At 59.5% G+C, this 19,796-nt stretch carries 17 protein-coding genes; 5 read left to right on the top strand and 12 right to left on the bottom strand.

Annotated elements, in window-relative coordinates; all coding sequences use genetic code 11:
• Nucleotides 1–15: 15 nt before the first annotated feature.
• The 6 genes from FHP89_RS13665 to FHP89_RS13640 form a co-directional block, all read right to left on the bottom strand.
• Entirely contained in the window at nt 16–2,505 is a 2,490-nt protein-coding gene (locus FHP89_RS13665) for an efflux RND transporter permease subunit (RefSeq protein WP_144178473.1), read from the bottom strand.
• A gap of 12 nt (nt 2,506–2,517) precedes the next feature.
• Entirely contained in the window at nt 2,518–3,633 is a 1,116-nt protein-coding gene (locus tag FHP89_RS13660) for a YCF48-related protein (protein WP_144178471.1), read from the bottom strand.
• Nucleotides 3,634–3,715: 82 nt separating this feature from the next.
• Entirely contained in the window at nt 3,716–5,116 is a 1,401-nt protein-coding gene (locus FHP89_RS13655) for a DUF1329 domain-containing protein (protein ID WP_144178469.1), read from the bottom strand.
• A gap of 23 nt (nt 5,117–5,139) precedes the next feature.
• Nucleotides 5,140–6,858 carry a DUF1302 domain-containing protein gene (locus tag FHP89_RS13650; RefSeq protein WP_186300324.1) on the bottom strand — a complete coding sequence of 573 codons (1,719 nt, stop codon included), beginning with the start codon at nt 6,856–6,858 and terminating at the stop codon, nt 5,140–5,142.
• A 201-nt stretch (nt 6,859–7,059) separates the two neighbouring features.
• Nucleotides 7,060–9,813, bottom strand: a complete 2,754-nt coding sequence (locus tag FHP89_RS13645; RefSeq protein WP_144178465.1) for a PEP/pyruvate-binding domain-containing protein — start codon at nt 9,811–9,813, stop codon at nt 7,060–7,062.
• 66 nt (nt 9,814–9,879) lie between these two features.
• Nucleotides 9,880–10,497, bottom strand: coding sequence for a TetR/AcrR family transcriptional regulator (locus FHP89_RS13640; RefSeq protein ID WP_186300323.1), 618 nt, complete (start codon nt 10,495–10,497; stop codon nt 9,880–9,882).
• A gap of 808 nt (nt 10,498–11,305) precedes the next feature.
• On the opposite strand from FHP89_RS13640, the gene FHP89_RS13635 reads away from it, so the two are divergent.
• From FHP89_RS13635 to FHP89_RS13615, 5 genes are all read left to right on the top strand, one after another.
• Entirely contained in the window at nt 11,306–11,866 is a 561-nt protein-coding gene (locus FHP89_RS13635; protein WP_186300322.1) for a TetR/AcrR family transcriptional regulator, read from the top strand.
• A 195-nt stretch (nt 11,867–12,061) separates the two neighbouring features.
• A complete protein-coding gene (locus FHP89_RS13630; RefSeq protein ID WP_144178456.1) occupies nt 12,062–13,276 on the top strand; it encodes a phosphotransferase family protein in 1,215 nt (404 codons plus the stop codon).
• Nucleotides 13,273–13,827: a hypothetical protein gene (locus tag FHP89_RS13625; protein WP_144178454.1), complete on the top strand. Its 555-nt coding sequence runs from the start codon at nt 13,273–13,275 to the stop codon at nt 13,825–13,827. The genes FHP89_RS13630 and FHP89_RS13625 overlap by 4 nt, the downstream gene beginning before the upstream one ends.
• A gap of 11 nt (nt 13,828–13,838) precedes the next feature.
• Entirely contained in the window at nt 13,839–14,846 is a 1,008-nt protein-coding gene (locus FHP89_RS13620; protein WP_144178452.1) for a DUF7064 domain-containing protein, read from the top strand.
• A 125-nt stretch (nt 14,847–14,971) separates the two neighbouring features.
• A complete protein-coding gene (locus tag FHP89_RS13615) occupies nt 14,972–16,174 on the top strand; it encodes a linalool dehydratase/isomerase domain-containing protein (protein ID WP_144178450.1) in 1,203 nt (400 codons plus the stop codon).
• Nucleotides 16,175–16,319: 145 nt separating this feature from the next.
• Here FHP89_RS13615 and FHP89_RS13610 read toward each other — a convergent pair whose 3' ends face one another.
• From FHP89_RS13610 to FHP89_RS13585, 6 genes are all read right to left on the bottom strand, one after another.
• Nucleotides 16,320–16,724 (bottom strand): acyl-CoA thioesterase, encoded by a 405-nt coding sequence (locus FHP89_RS13610; protein WP_186300321.1) that lies wholly within the window; start codon nt 16,722–16,724, stop codon nt 16,320–16,322.
• A complete protein-coding gene (locus FHP89_RS13605; protein WP_144178446.1) occupies nt 16,714–17,457 on the bottom strand; it encodes a hypothetical protein in 744 nt (247 codons plus the stop codon). The genes FHP89_RS13610 and FHP89_RS13605 overlap by 11 nt, the downstream gene beginning before the upstream one ends.
• Before the next feature lie 44 nt (nt 17,458–17,501).
• Entirely contained in the window at nt 17,502–18,029 is a 528-nt protein-coding gene (locus tag FHP89_RS13600; protein ID WP_144178444.1) for a MarR family winged helix-turn-helix transcriptional regulator, read from the bottom strand.
• An 85-nt stretch (nt 18,030–18,114) separates the two neighbouring features.
• Nucleotides 18,115–18,399: a cytochrome C oxidase subunit IV family protein gene (locus FHP89_RS13595; RefSeq protein WP_144178442.1), complete on the bottom strand. Its 285-nt coding sequence runs from the start codon at nt 18,397–18,399 to the stop codon at nt 18,115–18,117.
• A gap of 8 nt (nt 18,400–18,407) precedes the next feature.
• Nucleotides 18,408–19,034 (bottom strand): cytochrome c oxidase subunit 3, encoded by a 627-nt coding sequence (locus FHP89_RS13590; protein WP_144178440.1) that lies wholly within the window; start codon nt 19,032–19,034, stop codon nt 18,408–18,410.
• Entirely contained in the window at nt 19,034–19,789 is a 756-nt protein-coding gene (locus tag FHP89_RS13585; RefSeq protein ID WP_144178438.1) for a hypothetical protein, read from the bottom strand. The genes FHP89_RS13590 and FHP89_RS13585 overlap by 1 nt, the downstream gene beginning before the upstream one ends.
• Nucleotides 19,790–19,796 lie beyond the last annotated feature (7 nt).

The raw sequence follows: 19,796 nt of genomic DNA, 5'->3' as shown, positions 1-19,796 counted from the left end.
GGAACCACGGCGCCGCTAGCGAGCTTCAGCCGCGCAGACACTCGCTGGGGGAGCGCTGCCCTCCTGCATCGGCGGTGTGCCCCCGGACGCTACCCGCGCATGCTCTACCCTCGTGGCCTCGGCAGATCCCCCTCCCCGCGGGTTCATGAGAAAGGCCGCAAGGCTTGGAATGACAATGAGTGCGCCAAGCATGTTCCACAGGAACATGAAGGCAAGTAGCAACCCCATGTCGGCCTGGAACTTGATGGGCGACCAGATCCACGGAATCACCGCCGCTGACAAGGTGATACCGATCAGCGCCACCACCTTGCCGGTAAACACAAGCGCCTTGCAGTAAGCATCCGTGAGCGACAGCCCGTCGCGCTGTGCCGCCAGTTGCACCGCAAGTAGATAGAGCGAGTAATCCACCCCAATCCCCACCCCGAGCGCGGTCACAGGCAGCGTGGCTACCTTGACACCGATTCCCATCACCACCATCAGCGCTTCGCACAGCAGCGATGTCACCATCAACGGCACGACCGCAACAACCACCGCGCGCCAGCTGCGAAAGGTGATGAAGCACAACACGACCACCGCCGCGTAAACATAGAACAACATGCTGCGGTTGGCGTCCTTCACTGCGATATTGGTTGCCGCCTCAATACCGGAATTACCGGCAGCAAGCAGAAAGTGACGGTCACCAGTGTTGTGCTTGGCGGCGAAGGCCTCGACCGTTGCAACGACGCGATCGAGCGTATCGGCCTTGTGATCCGCCAGAAAAGCAATGATCGGGGCAACAGAGCGACTGTCATTGAACATCTCCGGATTGGCGTCAAACACATAGTTGAGCGCGTCCGAAATCACGTATTTGTCGCGGTTGAGGGTGTACCACTTGGGCGAGCCCTCGAAGCTGGCGGTGGTATAGCTACGCGCCAGACTGGCCGCGGAGGTCGTGGTCTGCACACCCGGCAGGTCGCGCAGGATCTCCTCGAGCCGGTCCATTTCCATCAGGGTTTCGTAATTGACCAGGCCGTACTCGGGGGTGGTAACGATGACCGCAAACTGGTCGCTCGACAACTTGTAGTTGGCAGTGATGTAGGCGTTGTCGCGGTTATAGGTCGAATCGGGGCGAAGCTCCGGTGCACCGGGATCGAGGTCGCCGATTTTCAGATCTGAGGCGACGATGACCGCTGCGACTGTCGCCGCCACCGAGAAGGCGATGATGCCCAATGCCCAGGACCGCCGGGTGAATCGGCTCAGCAGGCGCGACAGGGGATGATCTTCGCGCTCAGCGCGCAGGGAACGACTGGCTGCCGCTTCGCTCACGCCGGTATAGGAAAGCAGTACCGGCAACAGGATAAGATTGGTGAAGATGAGCACCGCCACGCCGGTACTTGCGGCAATGGCCAGATCACGGATGATCGGGATGTCGATGACGTACAGCACGGCAAAGCCGACCGCGTCAGCCAGCAAGGCGGTGAGACCGGCAAGGAACAGGCGGCGGAAGGTGTAGCGGGCGGCCACGTAGCGATGGGTGCCGCGACCGATGTCCTGCATGATGCCGTTCATCTTCTGGGCGCCGTGCGAGACGCCGATGGCGAAGATCAAAAAGGGCACGAGCACCGAATAGGGGTCGAGTACCAGCCCCATGACGTGCATGAGGCCAAGTTGCCAAGCCACGGCGACCAGCGAACAGCTCACCACAAGAGCCGTACTGCGCAAACATCGCGTGTAAACCAGAATCAGCGCCGAGCAAATCAGCGCGGCATACATGAAGTAGGTAAATACTTCGATCAGGCCGTGGATCAGGTCACCCACCAGCTGGGCGAATCCGATGATGTAGATGTTGACGCCCTTGTCACCGTATTCGATGCGGATCTGGTCGAGCGCGTCGCGAAAAGCACCATAATCGAGCGCCTTGCCACTGACCGCGTCACGGCTGAGCAGTGGTACAAACAGCATGCTCGAACGTTCGTCATTGCCCACCAGCGATCCGACAATGCCGGCACGATGGATGTTACTGCGCAAGGCCGAAATGCTTTCCGGCGAACCGTCATAGGCGTCGGGCATTACGGCGCCGCCCTTGTAGCCCTCAGCGGTGATCTCGGTCCAGCGTACCACCGGCATCCACAGCGATTTCATGAACGAACGGTCGACCCCGGGAATGAGAAAAACCCGGTCGTTGATGTCACGTAGCGCGGCCAGATAGTTCGCGTCGTAGATATCGCCGTTGGCGTTCTCCACCACAATCCGCACCGAGTTGCCCAGTCCTTTCAGGTCAGAGGCGCTTTTAAGGTAATTCTGGATGAAGGGATGCGAAACCGGCATCATCTTCTCGAAACTGGCGTTGATGCGCAGGAACAGCGCCTGGCTGACAAGTCCGGCGGTGATGAGCACACACACCAGCACAAGAAGACGCCGGTGATTGAAGACGATACGCTCGATCAGAGAGCCGGAGCTTGGATCGAAGTCGCGCGGATCGCTGATGACCGCCATGGCGGCCTGCTTGTCGGTGGGGATAGCCATGTCTGTTCTCGGTCAGTCCGCGCGCTTCGCGGCGGAGCTAGATTCTGGAAGGCGCACAACACGGACACCGTCAAGGCTGGTGAGTACGAGCAATCCATCGCGGGTCGTCGTCATGCCGGTCAGTCTCAAGGGAGGATCAAGCGGTGTCATCCGCGGTGCGGCGTTGGGCCACGCGCCGATCAGCAGCTGTCCGGCCAGGTTGCCCAAAACATAGCGACCGGCATCCGTCACCGCAGCCGTGTAGGTCTGATCCCCCGATAGCGGCTCTGCCGCCCAGTGGGCACCACCATCGTCACTACGATAGACCGTGCCACGAAGACCGAACGCGCGAAGCTCGCTTCCCTGACCGACAAGACCGAAGAAGCTGCCCCGATAACCGGTGTCGGTTGCGATGAATCGCTCGCTGTCACGGTCGAGGCGGAAAACACGCCCGCGTTCACCGGCGATGAACAAATCGTCGCCGACACCACGAATTGCATTCAGGTTGAGCGCATCCGGATTATCGATATGCTCAAACTGTGGCTGCCAGCTCTGGCCACCATCACGGGTGACAGCAAGCATGCCGAAGGAACCAACCACGTAGCCCTTTCGCGTATTTTCGAACCACACGTCCAACCACGGCAGTGCAGGGCCAGATCCCAGATTCGCGTTTAGCGTAATCTTCGCGGTCTCGATCCCAGAGCCGCCCGGCTGTGAAGCGTAGTAGCGCTCGAAGATATCCTTGGCCTTTCGCCCGTCCAACTGCTTAACCCACTGCAGTCCCCCATCAGTGGAGGCGAGGATCACGCCATCGTGTCCCACGGCCCAGCCATGCGTGCCATCGACAAAGCGCACTGCGAGAAGGTCGCTTTGTACCGGCGAGACGACTTGGGTCCAACGCCGGCCCTCGTCGCTCGACGTGACGATCAGTCCGCGCGCCCCGACGGCGATCAGACGAGCGCCCGCACGGGCAACCGCCATGAGCGGCCGTGACTGCGGGTCTGAGCGGATTCGGGCGGGCGTGTCCAGCGGATCGTTGAAACGCAATACGGCGTCCGCCGAGTAGGCCGGGCTCGCCAAGGCAGCCGATAGAATGAAGGCGCCCAGCGTACGGCGGAACAGAAGGATAGAGAAAGGGTGAAGCAACATGTCATCCTCGTCGATTGAGTCGCCCCTGCGCCTCCCGGGCGCAGGGGCTTCTTCAAAAAGACCAATGCGGTCCGAACGGCGACTATCGAACGCCGCCTGCGGCAACGGCCTGCGGCGTCAGGTGGACCGGAAGGCCTTCGGCAGTGTCATAGCTGCGGATCGAATTCCCCGGTTCCGCATGCCCCGTATTGAGGATGAAGTAGTTACCCTTGATCAGATCGTTGGTGCTCCACGTTTCGGTATTGAAGCCACCCGTATCGTAGGTCGGGAAGCCGTAGTAGTGACTCACACGCCACAGAGCACCGCCGTTGTCATAGGCTTCGGAGGCCACGATGCACCAGCAGTCCTCGTCAAGATAGAAAGTCCGGCGACTGTAGGCGTGGCGGGCACCTTCCTTACGCTTGCCATCGACAACCCACACACGATGTTTTTCCCATCTCACCGCATCCGGGTTGATGTGCTTCTCACCCAGCAGCTCCTTGACCGGCAGCGTATTAGTAGGGCCGAAGGCGTTGTAGGGAATGAGCATCTCCTTTCGACCAACGATCTTGTAGTCGAAGCGGTCCATGCGCCCTAGGTAGCCGTATATATCGTCCCAAACGGTCACGCCCCCGTAGGCCGCGATCGGTACGTCATAGCTGAATTCAGGCGCCTGACGCACTCGCCGCTGCCCGGGCGTGTAGAACCACACCCGCTGGCCACCTTCGGCGGCGTTGGCGGTGTAGTAATTGAGGAACACCACACCTGCCGACGAGGGGGGCGATGTGAGCTTCGCTGAAAAACCAAACAATGCGTTAAAGGTCTTGGCGCGCAGCGTGCCCTTGACGTCATACCAGGGATGAACGAAGTACTCATCCGCGGTGGGTAGGGTCGTGATGCTACCCGTACTGTCGACCAGGTAGCCCCCTCCTACGTTGTGGCTGACCGCGGCGTTGTAACGAGCAGTGTGATTCCAGATGGCTTCATAACCGGACTTCGGGATCGGAAAAGGAACGCCGGCATAGGGCAGTCCATCCTTGTCCGCGCCTGACAGCGCATCGCCCTCCACCTCTCCGGTCAGTTTGGCGGTGGTCGCATTCTTTACGGTGTTATCCAGAACCCATTCAGGGTAACGAAAGCTGCGGTGGCTCGGATAGACATTCAACTGGAAGCTCGGATACTGCTTGAGCATGGCCTTGGTGCCCTCAGTGAGCATGGCCTCATACTGGCTCATATTCTTGGCATCGACCCGATATGCCGGCTTTTCGTCCTTGAACGGATCGACATAGGTGGCCATGGTCTTCGGATCGTACCCGGCCACCGGATTCATGCCGCCGGTGTATTCGGGAACGGACCCGTCCGCATTGGCCGCCTTGACCGCGCCAAACCGAGTGAATTCTGCCCCAAGTTGCTTGGCCTCCTCGGCCGACACCGCAGACATTGCGCTCGTGGCGGCGCACGCACCGAAAATCATCAGTGCGTACGGAAGAAATTTAATTTTCATGATCTTGTGTCTCCTGTCATCGTTCAGAAGGACGACTTGATGGTCAGCTGCAGCCAGCCCTTGTCGTTCAGGGCTACGGCGCCGTTGCCGCCATAGCCAGCGTAGGAACGGCCTAGCCCGGGAATGTCGACCACGTCGCCGGTGCGCCAGTGGTAGCCGTTGTATTGCAACGCGATGGAATGCTTTGACTTGTAGGTTGCTTTCACACCAACCGAGTAGATTTCCGCGCCTTCGGCGTAGAAAGAGCCAGCGGCATAGGCCGGGTTGCCTTTCACGCCGCGGGTGTAGGAGACCGGCATGCTGATGTCGACGCTGGGAAATACCTGCAACCACTGTGGCTCAAACAGCATTGCAAATCCCACCGCGTTGTTCGTGGCGCATCCGTCCCACTTGTCACCAGAAAGGGCAGAATTGACGCTGTCACGACAGGCGGAATGACCGACACCGTTGTACATCGACTCGTTGCCAGTCACCTTCACCAAATGGGTGTAACTCAACTCGGCAAGCAAAACCCCCGAATCGTAGAACGGCGTCGATCCGAGCTGAACAAAGGCGTTGGCGATCACGTTGACGACATCACCCGTGGCACCCTCGGTGGTCGGCACACCGGGAATGCCATTGGTCAGCGCACTGTTCAGCGCCGTATCCTGTCGGTAAGACGCTTCAAACCCGGTGCTCAAGAGACCGAAGCTGCGCTCGTAGCTCAGACCGAAAAGCTTGACCTTCTGTGCATAGGACAAATGCAAGCGCCCGCCGCCGGTCGCCGAGATGTCTGCCAAGGCCCAGGGATGCACTTCGTCCAGTTGGCGATAGTAAAAGCCCAGGTCGCCGCCGGCCCACTCGGGTGACCAGGTCACCTTGACACCAAAGTTCTGGTTATTGTCCGAGGGCTTGTCCTCGTTCCCCGCAGAGACCGGGCCACCGAGCGAGCCCGCCAGCGCGCCACCACTAGTGGGCCCGCGATAAAGAATGTCGAACGGCCCAAGATAGGTACCGCCTTCGGGATAGCGATTCGGTCGCCATTCGAAGAAGTATTGACCGGAGATCGAAAGCTCGGGCGTGAGCTCAACCGTACCGAGGATCTGTGCGCGTGGCAGGAACAACTCTTTGACTTCCGACCCCGGTTGCGAGAAGCCCTTGATGTAGTCCACCGGGGATTGCGAATACGAAATACTGGAAAATCCGAAGAACAGCGCATTACCCCAGAACTGGGTCAGGCGTCCTGCCTTGAGATACACCGGTTTGCCGCCGATTTCGGTGTTGTTGAAGACGAAAGCGTCGAGCAACTCGCCACCCTGAAGATGGTACTTCTTGGTGTCGCTCGAGTACCTCCCGCTCGGGTAGGAGAGGAAAGTGGAAAACGCGGGGTTGGGATTGGTTTCCACTCTGTCGTCGTAGGCGAAATCGTTCCACAACGAGCCGGACACGCGAAATCCCATCCGGTCCCGATACACCGCCTGGAACTCGACCAGATCCTGAATACGGTTGGTAACCACGTCGCCATTGTCGAACTTGTAGTTACCCTGGGCATAAAAGGGATGGTTGCCGAGGCGGTTGTCCCTGGACTGCATACGCGCTCCGAGGGTGTATTGCACGGAGTTGTCGAGGTTGACCCGCCATTCGGGTGATGTGTCAAACGTAAATGCGCTGGCCGTGGCCGAGACGCACATCGCCGATACGGGGGCAGCAATCATCGCTAGATAACGGCCTCGTCGACAATGCAGCACACTGCTTCTTCTCATGATTGTCTCCTTCATCGTTTTCGGGGCACACCGGCCTGACCGGAAGTGCTCCCCTCCTTGATTGCACTGGCCGTGCCGGCACCCGAATCGGCAATACCCCGCCCTGCGCCTCGAGTGAGCGCATGAAAAATGGATGACTCTGAATAGAGGCGGTCCGCTGCCAAGACCCGCCCCCAGCAGGGGCGGCGGGCAGCGAGCCCCTTAGGCGGCTACTTTCTCCGGCTCGGACGCTTCCTCATCGTCATGGACAATGACGACACCGTTGTCCCCGTCGAGGGTGATGGTGGCCCCGTCGGGAATCAGCCGTAGAGCCCCTTCGATCTGCACGCCGGGCAGACCATACTCACGCGCCAAGAGCGCACCGTGGCTAATGAGGCCCCCGGTTTCGAGCACGATGCCGTTGATCAGCATGAACACCGAGGTCCAGCCCGGATCAGTCGCGTGAACGATCAGGATGTCGCCCTTCTTGACACGCCCGATCATGGACAACTCAGGCACCACGCGCGCCGTGCCAGTAACCTTGCCAACGCTGGTTGTTTTGCCGCGCAGCACGCCGTCACCGGACAGTTCCGGCGCATCGATGGGTGCCGGACGGCCGAACTGGAGGTAAGTGGACGGATGCACCTGCTTGCGGTCGATCGCGTCGAAATTCTTCCGTCGAGCATCGATCTTGGCGCGGGCCAGCTTCATGTTCGCCCTGCCCTCGAGTACGTCGTAGAGCTCTTCCTGGGTGAGGAAGTAGCACTCCTTCATCTCCGCGAGGCGGCCGCGTTCCACACAGCGACGGCCCACTTCCTCGTACCCGAGCTTGATGGCGTAGGTAGACCAATCCATGACTTCACGCTCGTTGTCGCGGTATTCAAGGCTGTTGTGCGCAAAGTCGATCAGGAAACGGAACAGCTTGGCCTTGAACGTGCCCAGCACAGGTTGCGCGGCCAGGTTGTCGTGCACATGCTGGATCGCCTCTTCGAGACGCTCGCGCATGCGCGCCTCCTGAATACGCGGGTCGGGCGCGCCCATGAGCCCCGGAAACAAACGAAGGTCCACAATGGCCGTATCGGCGCGACGATCGAAGTAGATATCGCGATCGGGGTGGCCTCGATGCCCGCGCAGGCGCACGTGCTCGTCGTACATGACACGAAAGGCTGGACCGTCCACACATTGGTCCAGATAATTGAAAAAGCGCTCGTCCGGAAATTTGGCAATCAGAGAAGTCAGTTCGGGCGAGCGGTAAATCTTGTCGGCCAGTTCCCAAACCGCGACATTGTCCTCGGAGGTAATGGTCGGGTTGCGGGTGCCGGTCACCAGGTCCATGAAGATTGTCGGACGACCACCGTCATACCAATTCTCCGTGATCCAGGCGATCCATCCCAAGGCTTCGCGCATGTACCACAGCAGGCCGTTCCAGGGCGGGTCATAAGAGGCGATCTCGCGGCGCACAACGTCGGCAATGTGGCCGCGCAGGTCGGCGTCGGTCATGGCCGCAAGCTCGTCGCGGGAGCGCGGCCGGGTATGGGCGCGATATTCCTCGCTGTCGATGAAGTCGTCACGAATGGCTTTCCACCAGTTCAGGCCCATATCCGGACGCTCCTTTTCTACCTTCAGGAACATCTCGACATACCGATCCCAGTCGAAATCGGCGCTCAATGCTTCCTCGTGCCAATCCTTGGGGATCTTATGCAGCATGCCGTGGCGCAACTGGGGCGGGATCGCCAGCTTGATCTGCTCGAGATCGTTCTTGCAGTTGTAGTAAGAAACGCCCTTGTGATACGCCCACAACCGGCCCGAAGTGTAGTCCAGCTCGGGGTAACCGAAGGCATGCACGCCCAGACTGTGGCACTGGTTCAGGCCCCAGCACCGCCAAGAGAACATGAGCGGCGAGATGGCACCGGTCCACATCTCCTCCGGGAAGACACGCGACCAAATGGTGTCGTGCGGTGTTAGCTCGTCGTTCCCCTGGACACTTGCGGTCACCGCGGCATCCCATGAGAATTCGACACCGGTGATAGGCCGTGCCTGCAGCACATAGAACTGTCCGCCTTCATACGCCCACTCAATGTCTTGCGGCATGTCTTCGTACGCAGCCTGGATGCGTTCGCCAAGTTCTGCGAGCAAGCCGACCTGTTCGTCATCAAAGGTAAAAACACTGGACTTCGCTTCGTCGACGTCCTTCTCCACTGTTCCCACGCCGGTTTTGGGGTTGCGCACGGTCATCACGCGCTTCGATCCGAGCGTGCGCTCCAGAACCTTGCGAGTCTTGTGCTGGACGAGGTATTCATCCGGCGTGACGACGCCCGACACAATCGCTTCGCCCAACCCCCAGCTCGCGTTGATCATGATCTGGTCAGTGGCGGTATTGATAGGGTTGCCGGTAAACATGACACCCGACACTTCCGATTCGACCATTTTCTGGATGACGATGGCGATCGACGGAAACTGGTCGAACCCTTGGGTCTTGCGATAGGACACGGCACGCGCGGTCCACAGGCTTGCCCAGCATCGCTTGACCGCGTCGGTCAAATTATCGCGACCATGGATATCCAGATAGGTATCGTGCAAACCTGCGAAGGAAGCACCGTCCAGGTCCTCGGCCGTGCCGGACGAACGCACCGCCACAAATACGTCATGGCCCATACACTCGTAACCCGCCAGGAGCTGGTGCGCAATCGCCGGCGGCATGTCGGCCTCGACGATCCAGCCACGAATACGCTGCACAGCCTTGTCCAGTTCTGTAGCGTCATCGTAGTTGATGGAGGCCAGCGCACCGGCGATGGTGTCCTTCAGATCGGCGATATGGGCCATGTAGGCGCTGGTAGCGACAACAAAACCCGGGGGCACATCGAATCCCTTCTGAGTCAGGCGCCCGAGGTTTGCCCCCTTACCCCCAACCACAGCCAAGTCGGTGCACTCCGGCGCACCAAACGGAAAGGTATATTGCATCGCGATTTTGTCCACTTCACTTGCCTCCTTTATCGCCGACGTGTCGCCGGCATGTCGCCTCGCTGCGGAATCCGTGTCCCGCTAGCTGATAGGTGTGCGATAGCCTGGCGGCGCCGTCAGCGCCGCGGCCATCATTTCAATGGCATCCTCGAACAACTCGTCCAAGGATGTGTTCGGATCGGGCTTGCGTGCCGAGTGCTGGATAAACACGCTGAGGAACATCGTCCCTACGCTCTCAAGGCGGGACATCCAGCGTTTCGGCCCAAGATAGGCCAGCCGTTCACCGAGCAACCAGATGGCCTGGCGATAGCTGACCGAGTTGGCCGAGTCGTAATCAACGGGATGCTGCACGCCACGGGGGCGATGCGTGGAAAGATATGCAGCGTGGAGCTTCAGATAGCCAATTTCGTGATGGTCGCGATAGAGCAGAAAATTCGGCTCAAAGCACACCCGCAGCAGGAAGCGGATGTCACGAAAACGACCCTGCACTTCACCTTGCGCCAGCAAGTTCGCTCTGGCCGGCTGCAGCTGTCCCTCGCGGAGCTCAAAAATCGCCTTGAGCAAACCGAGCTTGCCGCCGAAGTGGTACTGAACGGCGTTGCTGTTTTTCTGCTGCGCGGCTTCACTGATCGCACGAAGCCCAACAGCGTCAATGCCATAGTCTCCAAACAGTTTTTCCGCAGCGAGAATCAGCGCCATCTGGGTTCGCTCCCTTTTCCCCGCACTCTCGTCGATCTGGAATGACGGGATCACGGCCTCGTTCGACTTCTTTGCATGCCTCATAAACAAATATGCCTCCATACATTATTTAAGTCAACTGTTTTATATTGACTCGTATAGACTCAATCAAAGCCACCATTGAGTCATTTGACAACATTTTTTCAGTCACGTGTTTTATATTCAACCCAAAACCCCTCGGCGCATGCTGCATCGCGCAACTCGTACCATGCACGATTTCATGCACATCTCCTTGTGCCAAAACCATGGCACAACGCAGCTGCAATATTTCGGCAAGGTCGTCCGCAAACAACTTTCACCCTTTAACCTGCCGCTATCGCGCTTGAATCCGGCGTAGGCAAGTGAGCTCGGGATGCGCCCATCGGAGTCAGGAGCCACGTTGCCACGGTGCAATGCGACATCGATCCTGCAGCAGACGACGTCCACATCGTCGCAGGTACAGGACAGCGAACCGGCTCAGAATCACTTGGCGCCGGCCTTTGTTGCTGATAAAACACTGCAAAGGCGACGCATCGGCTACCTCATCTGAAACCGCAAGCATCGCCCGGCATGCGTGCTGCGCCCCCATGGAGGCCAGCACCGAAGACATCCCTGATTTGCCGCACGATGATTCAAGTGGTGCCTGCCACAACTTCCAACAACGGGCCACAGACGGCGCCAGCCCGTCGCCGGCTTACATGCGAGATTCAATAGCCCAATGACCAGCGAACCGCCGCGTGCATCTGCCAAACCTCGCAAAACCACACGGGAGGACCGCCTCCTCGCCGCCATGGAGCGCCTGTTTGAGCGCGGCCAGAACTTTGCCACCATCACCGTCGAAGAGCTCGCCCGCGAAGCCGGCATCTCGCGAGCCACCTTCTATCTTCACTTCAAGGACAAGAATGAACTGGTCGCACGCCTGATGGGCCGGCTGACCCAGGAGGTGGTCACCAGCGCAGGCGACTGGTTCGATTCCAAAGGGCAATCGGGGCCGCAAACGGTCAAACAAGCCCTGACCGGCATCGTCATGACCTTCCGAAAGCATCATGCGATTGTCGCCGCCGTCGCCGCGACTTCCGGCCAAGACGCAACCATTGCCAGGCTGCATGACGACATGATGCGCGAGCTGTGCGCGCACAGCCGCCGCGCGCTCGCTACGGTCAAGGCAGACAGTCCTGCCGCAGGAGTATCGTGGGATATGGTGGCCGACGTGCTGACCTGGTGCGTCGAAGAATACTGCGCCCGTGTCGTGGGCCAATACGATGCCGCTCATCTCGATGCCCTGATCAACACCTTCACCCATATCTGCAATAGCGCGATCTTCACCGCAGCCCCGCCCCAGCAGGCCTGACGCCACACCTCCGGCACCACCGGACCTCACCTTCCATACACCGCAATCCCGCCTATCCCCAACAGGTGCTTGGGTCGCTCAGACAAAAAAATAGACACTATGTCTAATTTTAAATACGATATGCACTAATACGATATTTAACCACCCCAAACCGCTTTCTCGCACGGGAAACACTGACAAGGGAGGCTCATCCCCATGGCACTGGCCGACAAGCGCTATCTGTCCGACCCGGACATCGACCGCATTCGCAGCGCCTATCGCGTCGAACGCACGATAGACGAGGCGCTGACCTGGAAACTGCGGCGACGACGCGGCCCGGACTACCGGCTCCCTCCGATGGCCGAACTCCAGGCACGCCTGCAGGCATTCCTGTTGCGCCAGATCGCCGGCCCATTTGACATCCTTGATCTGCAACGCCTGTCCGGTGGCGGATCAAAGGAGATGTTTCGCTTTGGACTGCGGCGAAATGATGAACAGAGCCGTCCGATCGAAGAAACGCTGATCCTGCGGATGACACCCGGCGAGTCGATCGTCGAGACCCACCGTCTGCGTGAGTTCCAGATCATTGCCGCCATGGCCGGCGTCGTTCCTGTACCACCCGTGCTCTGGGTTGATGTGGACGGCACGGTACTGGGAAATCCCGGGATGCTCTGCGGCCTCGTCGAGGGGGTCGCAAAACCGAAGGTCGCGCAGCACGAAGGCGGATCGATCAGCGGAATCGGCGCCGGCTTTCCGCCGGCCTTGCGCGAGCCCTTGTTTGAGCAGTTCGTCGATTACCTGGCATCCATTCACCGGTTCGACTGGAGAAGCGCTGCCCTGACTGCCTTCGACACCCCCGCGGCCGGAACGACCGAAGCGGCCCGCCTCGGCCTCGAGCACTGGAGCCGGGTCTGGGAAGAAGACAGCTTAGAGGAACATCCGGTCATTACCCTCGCCAGGCAATGGCTGAAAAGAAATCTGCCGGTCGCGGACGAGATCCGCGTGGTGCACAACGACTATCGCAATGGCAACTTCCTGTTCAACGAGGACACCCGCGAGATCACCGCCATCCTCGATTGGGAGCTGGCCCGGCTCGGCGACATTCACGAAGACCTCGCCTGGGTGCTGTTTCCCGGCTTCGCCTCCCCCGATGAACACGGCACACCCCTGGTCTGCGGGTTGGGGACCCGCGAGGCCTTTCTCGAACGTTACAGCCGCGCATCCGGCATCACGGTCGATACCGAAAAACTGCACTTCTACACCGTCCTCAACCTCTACAAGCTCGCCATCCTCGGCTCGGCGACCAACGCCCGCGCGGCCGCAGACCGTCAAAGCCATCTCGACGTAATGATGAACTTCAGCACTGGCCTCGGATATGGCGCGCTGGCCTGTCTCTACCAAATTCTGAAGACCGGAGGCGCCGCCAAATGAAACCCGACGTTAAGCAGCACCTGCAAAGCATGGCCAAGGCATTGAACGAGATCGTGCTACCGGAGCTTCAGGACAAGCCTTTCGCCCTGGAGCAGGCCAACTTGGTCGTAGCCTCACTGAACCTGCTAGCGGAAGTTCAGGAGCATCAATTCGCCTACGTCCGGCAGGAATTCGACGACACACGCAGCTTGCTCGCCGCCTGGCGCCTGGCGCATCCAGAGGGCGCCGACCCGGCGATGCAGCAGATCGTCACAGCCCCCCAAGGCGATACCGACACCCAGGGCCTAGGCGAACTGGCCAAAACAGTGACAGGCGACAAGGCCCGCTTGCGCATTTTGATGGACAAGGCGCCGCTTCCAACGGGCAGCCCCATTGAGCCGCTGCTGCACAGCTATATCGAGCGCCAGCTTGCCCGGGAGACCGCGTGGCTTCGACTCACCGGATTCATCCCGGACGCATCCGCGATACCCGCCATTGCCAACGTCCTCGACTCGCAGAAAAACACCCCGCTGCACACCACCGACCATCCGACGTATCCACCGCACCAATAAAAGAGGCACAAATGATCAAACAGGAAGACACCGAGTTCCACACCCCGCCCAACGCCGACTACCTGTGGGCAGAGACCAACTACTTCAGCATCTCGATCCCCGAGGAAAAGCTCCTCGCCTCGGTCTATATCGTGTGCCGAAAGGGTCTTGGGGTGATGTCGGCCGATGTCAGCATTCACGGCGCGCTGGTCGACAATCGCGCCGAATGCCTCTACATCGATAACCACCAGCATCTTCCGGTGCCGGCGCGGCTTTCCGAGGTCGACACGCCGATCGGCCTGAAGATACGTGCTACCACCCCCCGTGATTACCGCATCGACTACATCGGTTTCGACGACACCGAAATTCATGTCGACTTCAGCGGCCTGATGGAACCGTTTGACATCCACGACCCCGACCACAGCCCAAAAGCCACGCCGCACGACGTAAAGGCCAAGGTCGATGGCTCGGGCTTCGGCACCGGTTACGGCGGCCACTTCGACCTGACCGGGCGAATCACCGGCACATTGAAACTACGGGGCAAGGAATACAAGGTCGACTGCATCGAGACCATGGACCATAGCTGGGGTCCGCGCCCGGAAACCCACATGCCCGCAATCGGCTGGATGCATGCTCACTTCGGCGAGGATCTGGCCCTGCACTGGATCGTGCTCTGCGATTACCAGAAGCCGATTGGCGAACAGCACACCTTCGCCCACGGCTACGTGATGGAAGATGGCAAGGTCTACGGGCTGGCCGACGTCAAGCTGCGCACCGTCCGCTCTGGCGTCGTCACCTGCGCTCACGAATTCGAGGCCACCGATGTGCGCGGCAAGCTCTGGCGCATGTACGGCAACGCCGAGGTCGGCGCGCCGTGGGTCTGCTACGTCAGCACGATGGTCTACATCGCAAACATGCGCTGGACGCTCCCTGACGGCCGAGTCGGGTATGGCGTCTCGCAGGAAAACCATGCGATCCAGATGCTGAACCGGCAACGGGGGAAGTTGCCCACCGACCAGCAATCGAAGCTCACCTCCTGAAACACCCATCCTTCACTACCAACAGGTAACGCCGGGCCTTTTGGCACACCGGCGTCACCGCTCGGGATTAGGCCAGAACGCCGCGCCGGCCATGGCACGGCGTTCACCGTCACGCAGGAGACAGCATGATGAAGCCCCACAGACGACCCGCCGCACGACTTTCCCTAATCATCGCAGCCACCCTCGGATTCGGCATTTCCGCCAGTGCCGAAGACCTGCTCCCCGGCCGCCTCTCCACCACCGCGGACTACTTCGCCCAACGCGAAAAACACACCGTGACGCCCGATGTCATGGCGCACCTGGCCTTCATGAACTACACGGATTTCATTTCCCCCTTCTACAGCCGGGGTTGTGCCTTCGACGCATGGGACATCAAAAAGACCCCGCAACGGATCATCAAGTATTCGCTGGCGTTCTATTCCTACGGCCTGGCAAGCGTCGCGGTGACGGACCCAAAGTTGCGGCCGCTCGCGGCACATGCCGTCGACATCGCCACGTCAAAGATGAAATGCAAGCGCGTCTGGGAAGACTGGGAAGAAGATGGTTTCGGCAGCGACCCGATCGAGAAGCAAAACATCATGTACAAGGGCCACCTGAACTTGATGTATGGCCTCTATCAGTTGGTCAGCGGAAACCGGAAGTACGAGGCCGAACACAAACATCTGACCAAGATCATCCACGACGAGATCAAGGCCAACCCTTTCGCTGGCGCGCTCTGCGAGCCGGACAACTATTTTGTCCAATGCAACTCGGTCGCCTATCTGAGCCTGTGGGTGTATGACCGACTCCATGGCACAAGCTACAAGGCAGCCACCGAACCCTGGCTGAAATTCCTGAAAAAGGATCTGATCGATCCGAAAACGGGCGCCTTCTATCTATCCTTTCACCCCGAATCCGGCACAGTGAAACCCTGGCTCTCGGCGTATACCACGGCGTGGACGCTGGCCATGGTGCACGGCATGGACCCGGCCTTTTCCGAACGCTACTACCCGGCGTTCAAGAAGACCTTTGTCGAAGTCTATGACGGCGGCCGAAAGGCACGGGTTCGCGAGACGACCAATACGCCAGACGCCGACGGCGGGGTTGGCGCGGCCTCTGCGTTCACGTTGCTGCTTGCCCGTGAGATGGGCGACCAGACACTCTTCGACCAGTTGCTCAACCACCTTGAGCCCCCGGCGAAACCCAAGATCACCTCAGCCATCTTGAACTACGAGGCGCCCAGCAACCTGCTCTTTGATGAGTTGCTGTTCCTCTCGAAAGTCCATGTCGGCTTTGGTGAACTGCTAAAAGCTACGCCCCCGCCGGCGCGCGCAGACAGTCAGAAATAAACCCCCGCCGGCCCTGACCGCGGCCGGGGGGCTTGGCGCACGGAGACGACGGCGGTGGCAAGCGGTGCCACCGCCGCGCTCGTCATCTCTCGGGCCACGCCAGACGGTACGTCAAAAGATAGTCGAGCACCATCGTCGGAATGGGTTACGACGCGCGAGTCGCCTCATCGATGTGCACCAGTACCGAGTCGGCTGTGGCCACGCAGCGCTCGCCATCGAACACCGCGTGCACCACCCGCACCGAACTGCGACCGATCTCGAGCACACTGGTGCCGACATCCACCGTCGCCGGCCAATGCACCTCGCCCAGAAAATTCGTAGTCATGCGCACGATCAGAAACAAGGCGCGCACAGGCGCGTCGGGCATCAGCCATGGCTGGAGGAAGCTCACCCTGCCGATCTCGCAATAATTGGTAATCGACAGGTTGTTCACATGACCCACCTGATCGGTATCGCTCCAACGCACCCGCTCCGACACCCAGTAGCGATGCCGCGCCCGGTCGCGCAAAACTTCGCTGAGCGCCACCGGGTCGGCGAAATCAGGCGGCATGCCCGATCGCCTCACCTCCGCGCACATCGGCCGCTTCGCCCATGCGCCGATGGACGTCGCGGATCATGCAGACACTGGCCACCGTAAACCAGCACAGCCAGCAGAAATACGGGAAGTAGTAGCTGAAGAAGCCATCCCATGCGAAGGGGCCGGTCTTGAGCACGCCGGTCAGACTGGCCGGGATGAAGCTCACCCCGCACCAGATGGTGAGCCAGCACACCCAACGAGGAAACAAGGGCTTTTCGCGCTTGTCGCCCAAGCCCACCAGCGCAGCGGCCACCATCTGCAAGGTCGTGCAGGCGTACTGCAAGTCGATGCACAGCCAACCGACGTCGGTCAGCATCTGGGTGATCTGCGGGTCGCGCTCCGGCCGGAAAGCCGCCGCCACCCAGAACATGGCACTGAAAGACACCACCATGACGGTCAGCGCGCCGCCGATAAGCTGCAAGTAGGTCAGCGTCCGGCCGCGCCCTTCGATCTGCCCCATCATCGCCGACAACGCCGTGGTCCAGGGCATGTAGAACACCACCGCAATGAGCGACACGATGAAGCCCAGCCGGATACTGCCGAGGCTCTCCACATAGCGGGCAACCAAGGCATCAGCCGACAGGTCGGGCGATGGATTGGGCAGGTTCTGCCCGATCACGCCCCAGAACAGCACGAAGGTGACGAGAAACAGCGGCCCGAACCAGGCGCCGATGAGTTGGTACTTGAGATCTGCTTGATCAGACATGTGTATGCACTCCGAGTGAAGGTGTTACAACCGAACTGCTTGGGTCATGAAAAAGCGCGAGCCGGCATAGCAGCGCCATCGAAGGACGTCACCGCCTTGCGCAGCAACCGCGCCAAGGTAGCCAGCTCTTCGTCGTCGAGTTGGCCAAAGGCGGCACGCAGGGGCGGGGCGATCTGCTCGGCCATGACACGGCAACGCGCCCGGCCTTGCGCTGTGATAGTGACGACTTGCCGACGAGCATCGCGGGCCGCCGTGCGGCGGGACACCAGCCTCTCGTCCACCAATGCGTCGAGCAGACGCGTGATGTTGGCGCGACTGGTGCCGACCAGATCACTCAGTTCGCTGGGTGATGCACTACCCGCTTCGGCCGCCATGAGCAGACACAAGATATGGAAGCTGTTTTCAGCCAGGCCCGCCGCACGAAAGACCGGTTCGAAACAGTCACTCATACCCGCCACAGCGATGCGCAGCAGGCGCACCATCACCGTTTGCGTCATTGGCAGTTCCGGCAAGGCGCGGGCCATGGACGGCGTACTCACCTCAACTGCGACCAGTCGTTCAGCACCCTTCATAGATTATTCACCGTTAATTCAGGTCGGAATTATTTGACGAAAAAAAGCAGCTCGAGCCGAGCTGCGAATTACCGCCTCCACGTGCTCACACACACAAAATAAGGAGCACAACACACATCACCAGCACCCAAGCGTGAAAAGCATGACGTAACCACCACGGCGCATGACGCAGTTCCATGAACTGGAACCCCACGATCCAGGTCTTTACAAAGGCCGTCACGAGAACGCCTGCGGTGGCGATGCGAACATACTCATCTGCGCTATGAACGACATGTCCGAGCCACCATCCGAACAAGGTCGAACCCACAAGTAGCAACCAGGCAATGTTGGTTCCCTGGCGCAAGAACCCGGTTTCGCGTGCTTCCGTCATTTCATCTCTCACAGCAAATAGAACATCGAGAACAGCACGATCCAGAGTAGATCAATCAAATGCCAGAAAGTCGCCGCGCTCTCGACGGTACGAATGTCTTTGGCGCGCAACACTGGCCGCCGACTGACACCACGAGCGACCAACAACACGCCAAGCCCGACCACGACATGCACCAGGTGAATTCCTGTGAACACGAAAAAGTACATGAAAAAATCATTCGTCAGCGGTGTAATGCCTGCAGATATCTTGAGTCCCCACTCAAAGCTCTTGTTGGCAACAAACAGAACACCGCAGAGTATGCCCAGCGCAAAATACCGATGACTCGAAACGCCATGCGTTTCACGGCAACTTTCCACTCCTTTGGCGACAAACCACGACCCCGTCAGCAGAAAAAGTGTATTTAGCACGCCCACCCACATATCGAGCGTCGCTCTCGCTTGCGTGAACAGCTCGATTTGCGTCTTGTATCCCAGCGCGATAACAATGAAAAAGGCCGAGAACACCAGGAGATCGCCGGCAACGAACAGCCATATACCTATTTCACCGGGAATATGGTCACGCGCAGGGCGGACGGCCGGCGACGCGGCCGACCTCATCGAGGACCTGCGCACCTCACTGATGAGGCCTCCCGTCATCACGCCGTCACCGCAGCAGCGCTCAACCGGGTATCGAGCGGCTCATTCCCCTTGGCATTTGCCACCTTGATAAGCGCCATAGACATGATCCAGATCCATGCAAAGTAAGCGATATAGGGAATCCAAAGTGCAACGAAGCCGTGCCACGCAAACGGTCCATCCTTGAAGAAGAGAATCAATTGACCGGGAACATAGAGCAGCGCGGCCCACAGGTTCGCATAGGCCACCCAGCGCGGGAACGGCTCCCGCCCCTCCTCCGCCAAGAGAATAGGCAATGCGATCATGACGCACCATCCGCCGAACAATGGCACGGAGAACAGCGCACAAAAATAGGCGAAATCAGTAAACATCATGACAACGGTCGGATGGTAAGTCTCGGGCCGAAAGGCCATCAATGCCCATGCGAACGCAACCAGCAGCGCAATAACCATTCCGCCGGCAGAGAACACCAGTTGCACATAGGAAAATACTGGATTGGTTTCAAATCGGCGCGTCTGTGCCGCAATTCCCGCGCCGAACGAGCCGAACAGCGCAAAAGAAATCATCATGAAAATCGATGCAATCTGGAGCTGAAACTGATTTTCGGTAATTTTTGCGACAAACACTTCGGGGGATTCGCCCGCGTTGAGCAAGGGCGGCGTCATTCCGCCCAAAATCACACCGCCGATAATGTAGAAGATCACGGCCATGTAGCCGGACCATGCGCAGAACTTCATCGATTTGCGAAACAGCGAATCGCTTTTCGTGGGTTGCATTTCTGTC

It is taken from the genome of Denitromonas ohlonensis, assembly GCF_007625205.1.
Classification (GTDB): domain Bacteria; phylum Pseudomonadota; class Gammaproteobacteria; order Burkholderiales; family Rhodocyclaceae; genus Nitrogeniibacter; species Nitrogeniibacter ohlonensis.
Note: the sequence above shows the minus strand (reverse complement) of the source record. Positions and strands in the feature narration are given on the sequence as shown.

Bases quoted from the DNA above. Each gene is read 5' to 3' on its own strand.
- FHP89_RS13640 (WP_186300323.1), bottom strand. From the start codon at position 10,497: ATGGCGCTGATTCTCGCTGCGGAAAAACTGTTTGGAGACTATGGCATT.
- FHP89_RS13665 (WP_144178473.1), bottom strand. From the start codon at position 2,505: ATGGCTATCCCCACCGACAAGCAGGCCGCCATGGCGGTCATCAGCGAT.
- FHP89_RS13600 (WP_144178444.1), bottom strand. From the start codon at position 18,029: ATGAAGGGTGCTGAACGACTGGTCGCAGTTGAGGTGAGTACGCCGTCC.
- FHP89_RS13590 (WP_144178440.1), bottom strand. From the start codon at position 19,034: ATGACGGGAGGCCTCATCAGTGAGGTGCGCAGGTCCTCGATGAGGTCG.
- FHP89_RS13605 (WP_144178446.1), bottom strand. From the start codon at position 17,457: ATGTCTGATCAAGCAGATCTCAAGTACCAACTCATCGGCGCCTGGTTC.
- FHP89_RS13635 (WP_186300322.1), top strand. From the start codon at position 11,306: ATGGAGCGCCTGTTTGAGCGCGGCCAGAACTTTGCCACCATCACCGTC.
- FHP89_RS13610 (WP_186300321.1), bottom strand. From the start codon at position 16,724: ATGCCGCCTGATTTCGCCGACCCGGTGGCGCTCAGCGAAGTTTTGCGC.
- FHP89_RS13595 (WP_144178442.1), bottom strand. From the start codon at position 18,399: ATGACGGAAGCACGCGAAACCGGGTTCTTGCGCCAGGGAACCAACATT.
- FHP89_RS13620 (WP_144178452.1), top strand. From the start codon at position 13,839: ATGATCAAACAGGAAGACACCGAGTTCCACACCCCGCCCAACGCCGAC.
- FHP89_RS13650 (WP_186300324.1), bottom strand. From the start codon at position 6,858: ATGAGAAGAAGCAGTGTGCTGCATTGTCGACGAGGCCGTTATCTAGCG.
- FHP89_RS13655 (WP_144178469.1), bottom strand. From the start codon at position 5,116: ATGAAAATTAAATTTCTTCCGTACGCACTGATGATTTTCGGTGCGTGC.
- FHP89_RS13630 (WP_144178456.1), top strand. From the start codon at position 12,062: ATGGCACTGGCCGACAAGCGCTATCTGTCCGACCCGGACATCGACCGC.
- FHP89_RS13615 (WP_144178450.1), top strand. From the start codon at position 14,972: ATGATGAAGCCCCACAGACGACCCGCCGCACGACTTTCCCTAATCATC.
- FHP89_RS13660 (WP_144178471.1), bottom strand. From the start codon at position 3,633: ATGTTGCTTCACCCTTTCTCTATCCTTCTGTTCCGCCGTACGCTGGGC.
- FHP89_RS13625 (WP_144178454.1), top strand. From the start codon at position 13,273: ATGAAACCCGACGTTAAGCAGCACCTGCAAAGCATGGCCAAGGCATTG.
- FHP89_RS13585 (WP_144178438.1), bottom strand. From the start codon at position 19,789: ATGCAACCCACGAAAAGCGATTCGCTGTTTCGCAAATCGATGAAGTTC.